14 protein-coding genes are annotated in these 12,792 nt (G+C 66.3%); 8 read left to right on the forward strand and 6 right to left on the reverse strand.

The features are described 5' to 3' along the window. Nucleotides 1-15 precede the first annotated feature (15 nt). A complete protein-coding gene (locus F3H87_RS07950; RefSeq protein ID WP_149788046.1) occupies nucleotides 16-1,038 on the forward strand; it encodes an aspartate-semialdehyde dehydrogenase in 1,023 nt (340 codons plus the stop codon). 76 nt (nucleotides 1,039-1,114) lie between these two features. On the opposite strand, the gene F3H87_RS07955 is transcribed toward F3H87_RS07950, so the two are convergent. Continuing rightward, nucleotides 1,115-2,029 carry a DMT family transporter gene (locus tag F3H87_RS07955; RefSeq protein WP_223228008.1) on the reverse strand — a complete coding sequence of 305 codons (915 nt, stop codon included), beginning with the start codon at nucleotides 2,027-2,029 and terminating at the stop codon, nucleotides 1,115-1,117. 128 nt (nucleotides 2,030-2,157) lie between these two features. On the opposite strand from F3H87_RS07955, the gene F3H87_RS07960 reads away from it, so the two are divergent. The 3 genes from F3H87_RS07960 to F3H87_RS07970 all read left to right on the forward strand — a co-directional run bounded on the left by F3H87_RS07960 (nucleotide 2,158) and on the right by F3H87_RS07970 (nucleotide 3,851). Further along, complete coding sequence (locus F3H87_RS07960) at nucleotides 2,158-2,718, forward strand: bifunctional transcriptional activator/DNA repair enzyme AdaA (RefSeq protein ID WP_149788047.1); 561 nt, start codon at nucleotides 2,158-2,160, stop codon at nucleotides 2,716-2,718. Further along, the gene (locus tag F3H87_RS07965; protein ID WP_149788048.1) at nucleotides 2,715-3,239 is read left to right on the forward strand and encodes a methylated-DNA--[protein]-cysteine S-methyltransferase; all 525 of its coding nucleotides are present in this window, start codon (nucleotides 2,715-2,717) and stop codon (nucleotides 3,237-3,239) included. The genes F3H87_RS07960 and F3H87_RS07965 overlap by 4 nt, the downstream gene beginning before the upstream one ends. Before the next feature lie 417 nt (nucleotides 3,240-3,656). Then, on the forward strand, nucleotides 3,657-3,851 hold the full coding sequence (locus F3H87_RS07970; protein WP_149788049.1) for a hypothetical protein: 195 nt from the start codon (nucleotides 3,657-3,659) through the stop codon (nucleotides 3,849-3,851). A gap of 9 nt (nucleotides 3,852-3,860) precedes the next feature. Here F3H87_RS07970 and F3H87_RS07975 read toward each other — a convergent pair whose 3' ends face one another. Continuing rightward, nucleotides 3,861-4,277, reverse strand: coding sequence for a hypothetical protein (locus F3H87_RS07975; RefSeq protein WP_149788050.1), 417 nt, complete (start codon nucleotides 4,275-4,277; stop codon nucleotides 3,861-3,863). A 130-nt stretch (nucleotides 4,278-4,407) separates the two neighbouring features. Continuing rightward, nucleotides 4,408-5,058 (reverse strand): carbonic anhydrase, encoded by a 651-nt coding sequence (locus tag F3H87_RS07980; protein ID WP_149788051.1) that lies wholly within the window; start codon nucleotides 5,056-5,058, stop codon nucleotides 4,408-4,410. Nucleotides 5,059-5,207: 149 nt separating this feature from the next. On the opposite strand from F3H87_RS07980, the gene F3H87_RS07985 reads away from it, so the two are divergent. The 3 genes from F3H87_RS07985 (at nucleotide 5,208) to F3H87_RS07995 (ending at nucleotide 7,874) form a co-directional block, all read left to right on the forward strand. Next, nucleotides 5,208-5,588: a hypothetical protein gene (locus tag F3H87_RS07985; RefSeq protein WP_149788052.1), complete on the forward strand. Its 381-nt coding sequence runs from the start codon at nucleotides 5,208-5,210 to the stop codon at nucleotides 5,586-5,588. Between the two features lie 70 nt (nucleotides 5,589-5,658). Continuing rightward, nucleotides 5,659-7,041, forward strand: coding sequence for a leucyl aminopeptidase family protein (locus F3H87_RS07990; RefSeq protein WP_149788053.1), 1,383 nt, complete (start codon nucleotides 5,659-5,661; stop codon nucleotides 7,039-7,041). After that, entirely contained in the window at nucleotides 7,038-7,874 is an 837-nt protein-coding gene (locus tag F3H87_RS07995; protein WP_223228009.1) for a C40 family peptidase, read from the forward strand. The genes F3H87_RS07990 and F3H87_RS07995 overlap by 4 nt, the downstream gene beginning before the upstream one ends. Nucleotides 7,875-7,934: 60 nt before the next feature. On the opposite strand, the gene polA is transcribed toward F3H87_RS07995, so the two are convergent. From polA to F3H87_RS08010, 3 genes are all read right to left on the reverse strand, one after another. Further along, the gene (gene polA, locus F3H87_RS08000) at nucleotides 7,935-10,733 is read right to left on the reverse strand and encodes a DNA polymerase I (protein WP_149788054.1); all 2,799 of its coding nucleotides are present in this window, start codon (nucleotides 10,731-10,733) and stop codon (nucleotides 7,935-7,937) included. 66 nt (nucleotides 10,734-10,799) lie between these two features. Then, the gene (locus F3H87_RS08005; protein WP_188129196.1) at nucleotides 10,800-11,507 is read right to left on the reverse strand and encodes a DsbA family protein; all 708 of its coding nucleotides are present in this window, start codon (nucleotides 11,505-11,507) and stop codon (nucleotides 10,800-10,802) included. A gap of 41 nt (nucleotides 11,508-11,548) precedes the next feature. After that, nucleotides 11,549-11,728 carry a zinc-finger domain-containing protein gene (locus F3H87_RS08010; protein ID WP_149788056.1) on the reverse strand — a complete coding sequence of 60 codons (180 nt, stop codon included), beginning with the start codon at nucleotides 11,726-11,728 and terminating at the stop codon, nucleotides 11,549-11,551. A gap of 73 nt (nucleotides 11,729-11,801) precedes the next feature. Here F3H87_RS08010 and F3H87_RS08015 point away from each other — a divergent pair, with 73 nt between their 5' ends. After that, nucleotides 11,802-12,731: an ABC transporter ATP-binding protein gene (locus tag F3H87_RS08015; RefSeq protein ID WP_149788057.1), complete on the forward strand. Its 930-nt coding sequence runs from the start codon at nucleotides 11,802-11,804 to the stop codon at nucleotides 12,729-12,731. Nucleotides 12,732-12,792 lie beyond the last annotated feature (61 nt).

Consider the following 12,792-nt stretch of genomic DNA (forward strand, 5'->3'; position numbering starts at 1 on the left):
GAAAGGAGCGACCCCATGGGGTATAACGTCGTCGTCGTCGGCGCCACGGGCAATGTGGGCCGGGAAATGCTGAACATCCTCGCGGAACGCCAGTTCCCGGTGGACAAGATCGCCGCGCTGGCCTCGCGCCGCAGCCTTGGCACCGAGGTCAGCTTTGGCGACAAGACACTGACCACCGAGGATCTGGATACGTTCGATTTCACCGGCTGGGACATGGCGCTGTTCGCCATCGGCTCGGACGCGACAAAGAAATACGCGCCCGTCGCGGCCAAGGCCGGTTGCGTGGTGATCGACAACAGCTCGCTCTACCGCTACGACCCGGATGTGCCGCTGATCGTGCCCGAGGTGAACCCGCAGGCGGTGCACGGCTATGCGAAGAAGAACATCATCGCCAATCCCAACTGCTCGACCGCGCAGATGGTTGTGGCGCTCAAGCCGCTGCATGACCGCGCCACGATCAGGCGCGTCGTGGTGTCGACCTATCAATCCGTGTCGGGCGCCGGCAAGGAAGGCATGGACGAGCTGTGGGACCAGACGAAAGCCGTCTACAACCCCACCGCCGAGGTGCCGCCCAAGAAGTTCCAGAAGCAGATCGCTTTCAACGTGATTCCGCATATCGACGTCTTCATGGAGGACGGTTCGACCAAGGAAGAATGGAAGATGGTGGCCGAGACGAAAAAGATCGTCGATCCGGCGATCAAGCTGACCGCCACCTGCGTGCGGGTGCCGGTTTTCGTCGGCCATTCCGAGGCGATCAATATCGAGTTCGAAGAATTCCTGGACGAGGACGAGGCCCGCGACATCCTGCGCGAATCGCCGGGGATCATGGTCATCGACAAGCGCGAGGACGGCGGATACGCGACCCCGGTCGAATGCGTGGGCGATTTCGCCACCTTCATCAGCCGCATCCGCCAGGATTCGACCATCGAGAACGGTCTGAACCTGTGGTGCGTCAGCGACAACCTGCGCAAGGGCGCGGCCCTGAACGCGGTGCAGATCGCCGAATTGCTGGGCCGCGAGGTTCTGAAAAAAGGCTGAGCGCCGTTGCGCGCGCGTGAAACAGGGGCCGGGCGGGATCACCGCCCGGCCCTTGCCGTCCGGCGGTTTCGTCCACTCACAGGGGTTTGCGTTTCTTCCTTGAACGCCCAGAAAGCCGCCCGTCGATCGCCAGCAGCCCGATGGCGATCAGGCCCATTCCGGCATAGTGCCTCGGGGCCAGTTCCTCGCCCAGGACAAGCGTGCCCAGCAGGATCGCGCTGACCGGAACCAGCAGCGTGACCAGCGCGGTATTCACCGCCCCGGCCGAGGCAAGGATGCGGAAGAAGATCACATAGGCCAGCGCCGTCGACACGATGGCCAGCGCCAGAACCGCCGCGATCACCGGCAGGCCGGGGGGCGGCAGTGTCCACGGCCGGTCGGTCACGGCGACGATGGGCAGCATCATGGCCGTCGTTGCGACAAGCTGGCCGAACGCGACCTGCGTGGCACTCAGCCTCATCGCCTTGAACCTGCGCCCGAAAACCGAGGCGAACCCGTAGGACAGCGCCGCCCCCAGACAGGCCAGCATTCCCAGCGATGCGATGCCCGCCCCGGTCACGACATTACCCCTCAGCAGAACCACCACGCCCAGGAACCCGAACAGGATGCCCGTGGCCTTGTTGGGCGCCATGCGTTCGTCGGCCAGCAGGAAATGTGCCACGACAATGGAAAAGATCGGCGTGGTGGCGTTCAGGATCGAGGCAAGGCCGCTGGGTATCGTGGTCTGCGCCCAGAACAGCAGGCTGAACGGTATCATGTTGTTCAGCAGCCCCATGACGAGGAACGCGCCGGTTGCACCCCCGGCGAGGGGCCACGCCTCACCCCGCATCCGCAGGATCGCACCCAGGGCCAGCGCCGCGATGCCGGTGCGCAGCACCACGACGGTCAGCGGGGGCAGGTCCCGAATCGCGATGGCAACGAAGAAGAACGACCCGCCCCAGAGGATCGAAAGCAGGAACAGCAGCGCCCAGTCCTGTAATGTCATACGCATGGCATTTGTCCGTGATGCAGAAAGATGCCCGAGCTCTACCGCTTTGCACCTTTCCGCACTGGCCGTTTTCGGACGTCATCACCGGCGCGATCTCGCCTTGCGCCGTGGCGGGGGGTAAACTCTGCCCCATGTTCGATTTCGACACATGCAACGCGGCGCGGCTGAGGCGCGACCCCGCCTTCGACGGAAAGTTCTTTACGGCTGTCCGCACGACGATGATCTATTGCCGCCCGGTCTGTCCGGTAAAGCAGCCGCTGACGGCGAATGTCAGCTACTACCCGACCGCCGCCGCGGCCGAGCAGGCAGGATACCGCCCCTGCCTGCGCTGCCGCCCCGAAACCGCGCCGTTCTGCGCGGCCTGGAACGGCACCCGCACCACGGTCGCGCGCGCGCTGAAACTGATCGAGGCGGGCGCGCTGGATACCGGCACGGTCGCGGAGCTGGCGGCGCGGCTGGGTGTCGGCGCACGACACCTGACGCGGCTGTTCGCGGATCATGTCGGCGCCTCGCCGGTTCAGACCGCGCAGACCCTGCGCATCGGGCGTGCCAAGCGGCTGCTGGACGAAACCACGCTGCCGGTCACGGATATCGCGTTCCGGGCGGGGTTCGGCAGCGTCCGGCGGTTCAACGCGGCCTTCCTGAAACTCTATGGCCGCCCGCCCTCGTCGATCCGCAGGCCAAAGGGATGAGCGGGCTGTATTATACCCATATCGCCAGCCCGGTCGGGCAGCTTCTGGTGGCGGGCACCGGTGACGCCCTGCATTTCCTGAGCTTCCCGTCGGGGCACAAGGCGTTCGGCCCGCGTGCGGACTGGCGGCAGGCCGATGCGCCGTTTCGTGAGGTCGCGCGCCAGCTCGACGCCTATTTCGCCGGTGACCTGCAACGGTTCGACCTGCCCCTGCACCTGTCGGGCACCGCCTTTCAGAACAGCGTCTGGCGCTACCTTGCCGATATCCCGTTCGGCGACACGCGCAGCTACGGCCAGATCGCGGCAGAGCTTGGCCGCCCGAAGGCCAGCCGCGCGGTCGGCGCCGCCAACGGCAACAACCCGCTGCCGGTCATCCTGCCCTGCCACCGTGTCCTTGGGGCCGACGGATCGCTGACCGGATTCGGCGGCGGCATCCCGGTCAAGGAGTTTCTTTTGCGGCACGAAGGCGTTTTGCCCCGGAATCGCGGGTCCGCTACCCGCCTTTTTAACGGTTTTTCGTAAAAACCTATCCGTTCGGATATTCGGCTGTCCCTATGTTCGGGGTGCCTATCCCACCGTCCGCGGGCTTTTGTCGGGCGACTCGATTAGAAACAGGGGTGTCGCAAGACACAACATCAACTCCACAAGGTATTGGCTGGCCGCACCGTACTCTCTCACACTCTCTCACATCACCGGGCGGCCAGCCGGTCCAGATCAGCAGACCATCCGTTCCCTCACGGATCAGGTTGCCAAAGGTCTTAACAGGATACGGGGCGTATCGCTTGGTCGATACGCCCCTTCTTTTTCAGCGGCGCCCGGCCACATATCCGAACGGCTAGGGAAATAGACGCATGGGCGCATCGCCTATTCAGGTGGGTCGCCGCGGGTTGGGGAAGAATCGGTTTACGGTTCAGGGAATGTCACGCAGGGGATCGAGACATGCTTGCCATGCTTAAGACGCTGGGCCCGCAACCGGCTGCAAATCCGAAACATGCGGCACCCGGCAAGACCGGGACGCGCCAGACCCGCGCCGGGATGGTGACGCGGGACGAGGTTTCACGCCTGTTTCGCCATGATCTGGACAAGCTCAGCGACCGGGCCGCGCGCCTGTCGCAGACCCGCCCGAACAGCTGAAAACCGGCCTTACAGAATCGCCGAAGTCAGCGCCGCGCTGGCAATGCCATAGCCCGCGAACACGAACATCAGCGCGTAGTTCAGCGTGATATTGCGGAATCGCGAGGCAACGGCCCCCAGAACACCGCCCAGAAGCGCCAGGTGCGCCACGGCGACAAAGGCCATGAGCGGCAGGTAATTCGCCGCGTCCGGCGTGATGCCGGGACCGACAAACAGGGTCGTCATCAGGCCGATGGCCAGGCCCACCGGAACCATCATGATCCCCGTCATCACCAGCTTTGCCGAACCCGGCCGGTTCGGCATCGCGGCCTTTACGCGGCTGTTCCTGCGCACCGCGTCCACATCGGCCGGCCCCGCCAGCATCTCCACCTCTCCCGAACGCTGCTGAATCCGCGCAATACGCTCGTGAAAACTCTGCTGGACCATCGTTCCCTCTCCCGATTCCAGTACCCTCTGTGACAACCATGGGCTGTCACCGCGTCAGGAACTGGGAGGATTTGTGCCATTTTTTTGACGTCAAGGTTAACGCCACAAGGGAAACGCCACGCCGCGCCGGTCAGACGCGGGCGAAATCCTTTTTGCCGGTGTCGAAATACTCCAGCGACCCCTCGCCGATATCGGTCCAAAGCCCGTGCAGCGACAGCTTTCCGTCCTCGACCGCCTCGGAAACGAAGGGAAAGGTCATCAGGTTTTCAAGGCTGACCAGCACCGCCTGTTTCTCCAGCGCGTTGCGCCGCGATTCGGTGTTCTCGATCTCTTTTACGCGCTCGTAACCGGGGCGCAGGATGTCCATCCAGCGTCCGACGAAGCTGGATTTTTCCTCAAGCTCGGGGGCGTGGCCGGAACACATGTCCAGGCAGCCCTGCACACCGCCGCAATTGGAATGGCCCAGCACGATGATATGCGCGACCTTCAGCGCGTTGACCGCGTATTCCACCGCCGCCGAGGTGCCGTGCTGCTGCCCGTCGGGTTTGTGCGGCGGCACCAGGTTGGCGATGTTGCGGTGGATGAAGAACTCGCCCTGGTCCGCCCCGAAGATCGAGGTCACGTGAACCCGGCTGTCGCAGCAGGAAATGACCATCGCCCGCGGGTGCTGCCCGCTTTCGGCAAGGCGGCGGTACCAGCTTTCGTTTTCCTGGTAGGTGGTGGCCTTCCAGCCCTGATAGCGGTGGACCAGATAGCTTGGCAGGGGCTTGGCGTGCTGCATGTCACCTCTCGTCGTCTTTCGATCTGCACGGCGTCATAGACGGTATTCGACGCGAATTCGAGAGGAAAGACCACACCGCCTAAACCTTTTGGAAGGGTGCAGGGGGCAGGTTCGGCACCCGTGGGGGCAGGAACATCAGGGGTGAGAATTTGGAACAGGTCACGGTATTGCAAACCGATGAGCGGGTTCGCCTGGACCATGACAGGCTGGGCGAACTGTATGAACGGCTGGGCCCCTCGGGGGCCGAGGATGTCGTTTGCCGCGCGATGGAGGAACTGGCCGCGCGGCTGGCGCAGATCGACCGCGACTATCGCGCGGGCCACCGGGCCGAGCTGCGCAAGGGCGCGCGGGCGCTGGCCGCCATCGCCGACCAGATCGGCATGAATACGCTGGCACGCGTCGGGCGCGACGTCACGCGATGCGTGGATACGGGCGATCACGTGGCGCTGACGGCGGTTCTGGCGCGGCTTTTCCGGTCGGGCGAACGCTCGCTCACGGCGGTGTGGGACATGCAGGGGCTGTCGGTCTGACAAGGGCCTTGCAGGCGGGACGCAGGGGGGTAACCTGCGCGGCAGGAACCGCAGCAGGGAGTACCAGTGCATGACGCCCCAATTCGCAGACGCCACCGACAGCGCCATCCCCGTCCACGTGATCGAAGAGGGCGCTCAGGACGCATGGGCCAATGATCGGCCGCCGCGTGTGCAGGCATGGGTCAGGGCCAACGGCTTTACCGGCGCACTGGGCTGGCACCTGCTGATTCCGGGCGATGACGGTGCCCCCGCTGCCGTCCTGGCGGGCTATGGCACGGCAGCGGCACGGGCGCGCGGGCGGTTCCACCTGGCGGCGATGGCCGCGACCCTGCCCGAAGGCACCTACCGCATCGCCTCGGGCCTGCCCGAAAGCGACACCGAGACCGAGGCGCTGGGCTGGCTTCTGTCGGGCTACGCCTTCGCCCGATACAAGGCGCAGGAGGCCGGCAAGGCCCGCCTCGTCGCACCCGAGGGGACCGATGCCGCCCGGCTGCAAACCATCGCTGCGGGCGAATGCCTGACCCGCGACCTGATCAACACCCCCGCCAGCGACATGGGCCCCGAGGCGCTGGACCAGGCGGCGCGCGATCTGGCGGCTGATTTCGGCGCCGCCGTCACCGTCACGGCGGGCGACGACCTGCTGGCGCAGAACCTGCCGCTGATCCACACGGTCGGCCGCGCCGCCGCGCAGGCCCCGCGCCTGATCGACATGCGCTGGGGCGATGCCGGCCCGGCGCTGACGCTGGTGGGCAAGGGCGTCTGCTTCGATACCGGCGGGCTGAACCTGAAACCCGGCGCGTCGATGGGACTGATGAAAAAGGACATGGGCGGCGCCGCCACGGTGTTGGGGCTGGCGCGCATGATCATGGCGCTGAAGCTGCCGCTGCGCCTGCGTGTCCTGATCCCGGCGGTCGAAAACAGCGTCGCGGGCAACAGCTTTCGCCCCGGCGATATCCTGACCGCGCGGAACGGCAAGACGGTCGAGATCAACAACACCGATGCCGAGGGGCGGCTGGTGCTGGCGGACGCGCTGACGCTGGGCGCCGAAGACAGCCCCGACCTGATGATCTCGATGGCGACCCTCACCGGCGCCGCGCGGGTGGCCGTGGGGCCGGACCTTGCGCCCTTCTACACCGATGATGACGCGATGGCGCAGGCGGTGTCCGACGCCGCCGCGCAGGTGGCCGATCCGGTCTGGCGGATGCCGTTCTGGGAGCCGTATGAGAAGATGATCGAACCCGGCATCGCCGATCTCGACAACGCGCCCTCGGGCGGCTTCGCGGGCTCGATCACCGCCGCGCTGTTCCTGCGCCGCTTTGCCGGCGACACGCCCTATACCCATTTCGACATCTACGGCTGGAACCCGACGCCCGCGCCCGCCCGCCCCAAGGGCGGCGTGGGGCAGGGCGCGCGCGCCCTGCTGGATGCGCTGCCGCAGGTGCTGGGGCTGTGACCGACCGGCGCACGCATTTCGCCAATCCCCACGTGGCGCATGACAGCCTCAGGGGCCAGGTGGATGCGCCGCGCTTCTCCGCCGGAAAGCGGATGGCCGTCACCCGCCCGGTCGCGCCGGTTCATGCCCGCCCCGACGATCCCGCGCTCGACCGGCAGGCGTTGTTTGGCCATCCGGTCACGGTGCTTGAGATCCGCGACGGTATGGCCTTCGCCCGGTGCGAAACGATGGGCCATGTGGGATACATGCCCGCCGATTGCCTCGGGCCCTGGCTGGCGCCGACCCATCGGGTTGCGGCCCGCGCGACGCTGCTGTTCGACCGGCCCGATTTCAAGTCGCCCGATCCGCTGGCGCTGTCCTGCGGGGCGCTTGTCACCGTGGCCGGGACCGAGGCGCGCTATGCCCGGCTTGCCGGCGGCGGTTTCGCCATCGCCGGTCACCTCGCCCCGCTGGACCAACCCGAACCCGACCCCGTCACTGTCGCCGAACGCCTGACCGGCACGCCTTACCTCTGGGGCGGCAACTCGGCCTTCGGGATCGACTGTTCCGGCCTCGTGCAGATCGCCTGCCATGCCTGCGGCATCGCCTGCCCCGGCGACAGCGACCAGCAGGAAACCGCGCTGGGCCACACGCTGCCCCCCGGCACCCCGCCCGAACGCGGCGACCTGCTGTTCTGGCCCGGCCATGTCGCCTGGGTCGCCGATGCCGACACGCTGCTGCACGCCAACGCGTGTCACATGGCCGTGGCGTTCGAGCCGATGCAGCAGGCCATCGCGCGGATCGCGGCGCAGGGCGATGGCCCCGTCACCCGCCACGCGCGCCTGACCGCCTGATCTTCATCGTTCCACAAATACTCACTGGAAACGCTGGCCGCGCAGTCCGACGGCCCGCCCTTAATGCGCCTCGGCCCAGTTCGCGCCTTGCCCCGCATCCACGATCAGCGGCACGTCGAGCTTGATCGCCGGTTCCGCCGCGCCCTCCATGATCTCGCGGGCGGCGCGGGTCACCTTGTCGGCGGCACCCTCTTCGACCTCGAACAGCAATTCGTCATGGACCTGCAACAGCATCTTCGCGGGCAGTCCTGCGATGGCGCCGGGCATCCGCACCATCGCGCGGCGGATCACGTCGGCCGCGGTGCCCTGGATCGGCGCGTTGATCGCCGCGCGCTTGGCAAAGCCCGCGCCGGGGCCCTTGGCGTTGATCTCGGGTGTGTGGATCTTGCGCCCGAACAGCGTCTGCACGAACCCGTGTTCCTTTGCGAAATTCACCGTGTCGTCCATATAGGCGCGGATGCCGGGGAAACGCTCGAAATAGCGGTCGATGAATCCCTGCGCCTCGGCGCGCGGGATGCGCAGGTTGCGCGCCAGCCCGAACCCCGAAATGCCATAGATCACCCCGAAATTGATCGCCTTGGCCTGCCGGCGGATATCCGGCGTCATTTCGTCCATCGGCACATCGAACATTTCCGACGCGGTCATGGCGTGGATGTCCTGCCCCTCGCGGAACGCCGCCTTCAGCGCGTCGATACCGGCCACATGGGCCAGGATGCGCAGCTCGATCTGGCTGTAATCGAGGCTCAGCAGCACCTTGCCCGGCTCGGCCACGAACGCCTCGCGGATGCGGCGGCCTTCCTCGGTGCGCACGGGGATGTTCTGCAGGTTCGGATCGGTCGAGGCCAGCCGCCCGGTCGAGGCCCCGGTCTGCACGTATGAGGTATGCACCCGCCCGGTATCGGGGTCGATATGATCCTGCAACGCGTCCGTATAGGTCGACTTCAGCTTGGATACCTGCCGCCAGTCCAGGATGCGTGCGGGCAGGTCGTGCTCGGTCGCCAGGTCTTCCAGCACATCGGCGGGGGTCGAGTATTTGCCGGTCTTGCCCTTCTTGCCGCCTTCCAGCCCCATCTTCTCGAACAGGATCTCGCCCACCTGCGCGGGCGAGCCGACGTTGAATTTCTCGCCCGCCAGCCCGTGTATCTCGTCCTCAAGCTGCGCCATCTTCTGCGCAAAGGCGTTCGACATGCGCGACAGCACTTCGCGGTCGACCCGGATACCGGCCATTTCCATCCCGGCCAGAACCGGCACCAATGGGCGTTCCAGCGTTTCATAGACCGTCGTCACCTGCGTCTGGTGCAGCTGCGGCCTGAACCGCTGCCACAGCCGCAGGGTGATGTCGGCATCCTCGGCGGCGTATTTCGTGGCATCGTCGATGGCGACCCGGTCAAATGTGACCTGGCTCTTGCCCGAACCGATCAACTCCTTGATCGGGATCGGCGTGTGACCCAGGTACCGCTCGGACAGGGTATCCATCCCGTGCCCGTGCAGCCCCGCATTCATGGCGTAGGACATCAGCATCGTGTCGTCGATCGGCGCGATGGTAACGCCATGGCGCGCCAGGATCTTGGCGTCGTATTTCATGTTCTGCCCGATCTTGAGGATCGAGTCGTCCTCCAGTACCGGCTTCAGCGCGGCCAGCACATCGTCCAGCGGCAACTGCCCCTCGGCCAGCTCGTCCGAGCCGAACAAGTCGTCCGCCCCACCCGCGCGATGGGTCAGCGGGATGTAACAGGCATGGCCCGGATCGACAGACAGCGAGATGCCGACAAGGTCGGCCTGCATCTCGTTCAGCCCCGTGGTTTCGGTGTCGAAGGCCACGTAACCGCGTTCGGCGATCCGGTCGATCCAGCCCTGCAGCGCGCCCATGTCGCGGATGCATTCATATGTCTCGGGCGCAAAGGGCAGGTCGGCGGGGCCTTCCACCTCGGTGCCGCCGGGATCGGTATCCATGATGACCGGCGGCTCCACATGCAGCGCGTCGGCGATGCGCTTGGACAGCGTGCGGAATTCCATCTCGGCCAGGAACGCCAGCAGCGTGTCGGGTTCGGGGTCGCGTGCCTCAAGATCGTCCAGCGTGAAATCCAGCTCCATGTCCCGGTCAAGCTGCACCAGCGCCTTCGACAGCTCGATCTGCGCGCGGTTCTCGATCAGGGTCTGGCGGCGCTTGGGCTGCTTGATCTCGTCGGCGCGCTCCAGCAGATCCTCAAGGCTGCCGAACTCGTTGATCAGCAGCGCGGCGGTCTTGATGCCGATGCCTGGCGCGCCGGGGATGTTGTCGACGCTGTCACCGGCCAGCGCCTGCACGTCGACCACCCGTTCCGGGCCGACGCCGAATTTCTCCATCACGCCCTCGCGGTCGATGCGGCGGTTCTTCATCGGGTCCAGCATTTCGACCCCGTCGCCCACAAGCTGCATCAGGTCCTTGTCCGAGGACAGGATCGTGACCCGGCCGCCCGCATCGCGCGCCCGGCAGGCCAGCGTCGCCATGATGTCGTCGGCCTCGAACCCCTCGATCTCCTTGCAGGCGATGTTGAACGCCTCGGTCGCGCGGCGGGTCAGCGGGATCTGCGGGCGCAGATCCTCGGGCATCTCGTCGCGGTTGGCCTTGTACTGATCGTAAAGATCGTTGCGGAACGTATGGCTGCCCTTGTCGAAGATCACCGCCACATGGGTCGGCGCGTCCGAGCCGTTGGCGTTACCGTCGATATAACGTTGCAGCATGTTGCAGAACCCGCTGACCGCCCCGATCGGCAGCCCGTCGGATTTGCGCGTCAGCGGCGGCAGCGCGTGATAGGCGCGAAAGATAAAGGCCGATCCGTCGATCAGGTGCAGGTGACAGCCTTTGCCGAATGCCATGTGGTTTCCCTCCGCGCGGTGATTGCCCGCCGTTCTTGCCACGAAGCGCCGCGCGCTTCCAGCCGCTTAACCGCTCGCGGGGCAGGGCGGCGGCAGATCACCGGCGCGTTCGGCCCCGATCAGGCGCAGCAGTTCGTGCCGCGCCATCCGGCCCGTCACCGCCGTGCGCCTGATGACCAGCGCCGGCGTGCCGACAAAGCCAAAGCGCCGTGCCAGCGCCGCCGTCACCGCAAGCTGGCGTTCCACCGCCGGGCTGTCCATGTCGGCCAGCAGCCGCGCGGGGTCGATCCCGGCCTCCTGCGCCAGCCGTGTCAGATAGCTTTCCGTCGGCAACAGGGTCGCCCCCATCAGCCGTTCATGGAACAGCCCGTAGGCCCCCTGCACCCGTGCCGCCAGCGCCGCGCGGGCGGCGCGCACCGACATCGGCCCGAGGATCGGCCATTCGTGCCAGGTGACATGCACGCCGGGTTCCGCGTCCAGCTTCGCCAGTATCGGGCTGACCACCCGGCAATTGACGCAGCGCGCGTCCGAGAAATAGGCGATGGGCACGGCATCTGCCGGCCGGTCGGGCGCGAACAGCGCGGTGCAGATATCGGGCAGGTCCACCTGCGGGGCCGGGCTGTCGCCAAGGCCCACGAAAAGCGCGGCACCCGACGACACCGGTCCGCCCGCCACGCGGCGAAAGCCGGGCAATCCGGGCAGGGGTTCGTAATCCGGCGCAGGCACCATCAGGCGCCGCAGCAGCCCCGCGCCGCCATAGGCCGCGCCGATCACGCCACCCGCGACGGCCAGTTTCAGGAAAGCCCGCCGAGGGGTCAGGCCTTGCCCTCGAAATCCCGGTGCACGTATTTCGCGTCGCAATAGGGACATTCGACAAATCCCGTCTCATGCGGGATCTGCAGCCAGACGCGGGGATGGCCCAGGGCACCCTCGCCACCGTCGCAGGCGATGCGCCAGCTGTCCACAACCTTGGTTTCCGGGGCGTCGATCGTCATCGGGGACATTCCCTTTCGGCTGCTGATGGTTTAGCCCCTTATGAGCGAAGCAGCGAACGGGGGCAAGTGGGCCATGAGCGGGAACGCCATCGAGATCGAGGGCTTGCGAAAGACCTATGCCGGCCAGAAGGGCACCGGCCCCAAGCAGGCGCTGAAAGGTATCGACCTGGCGATTCCCGAAGGCTCGGTTTTCGGGCTGCTGGGGCCGAACGGCGCGGGCAAGTCGACGCTGATCAACATCCTTGCCGGGCTGGTGGTGAAAACGGCGGGCCGCGTGCGCATCTGGGGGTTCGACCAGGATGTGAACCCGCGCCAGTCGCGCGCCGCCATCGGCGTGATGCCGCAAGAGCTGAACCTCGATCCGTTCTTCACCCCGCGCGCCGCGCTCGAGGTGCAGGCGGGGCTTTACGGCGTGCCGAAATCGCAACGGCGCTCGGACGAGATCCTTGCCCTTGTCGGGCTCGAGGACAAGGCCGAATCCTATGCCCGCACACTCAGCGGCGGGATGCGGCGGCGGCTGTTGCTGGCCAAGGCGCTGGTGCATTCGCCGCAGATCCTGGTGCTGGACGAACCCACCGCCGGGGTGGATATCGAGCTGCGCCAGATGCTGTGGTCGAACGTGCGCAGGCTGAACGAACAGGGCATGACGATCATCCTGACCACCCATTACCTGGAAGAGGCCGAAGAGATGTGCGACGAGATCGCCATCATCAACCACGGCGAAAAGGTGGCGCAGGACAGCACCGCCAACCTGCTGGGCCGGATCGACGCAAAGACGATGGTCATCCATCCCGCCAGCGACGTGGCGACCCTGCCCGCAGGGCCGGGGATGGAGATCGACCAACGCCCCGATGGCGCCATCGCCATCACCTATCGTTCGGCCGAAACCTCGGCCGACGCGGTGCTGGCGGCGGTGCACGAGGCGGGTATCTCGATCCGCGACGTGAAAACCGAAGAGGCCGATCTTGAGGACGTGTTCCTGGAACTGACAAGGGCAGGGTAAGGGCTGGGGGCCGCCGGCTCCCGTCATTCGGACGATTTGCAACGGAAGGGCATCACCCGGC

This window comes from Lutimaribacter pacificus, assembly GCF_900142185.1.
In the GTDB taxonomy this organism is placed as follows: Bacteria; Pseudomonadota; Alphaproteobacteria; order Rhodobacterales; family Rhodobacteraceae; genus Lutimaribacter; species Lutimaribacter pacificus.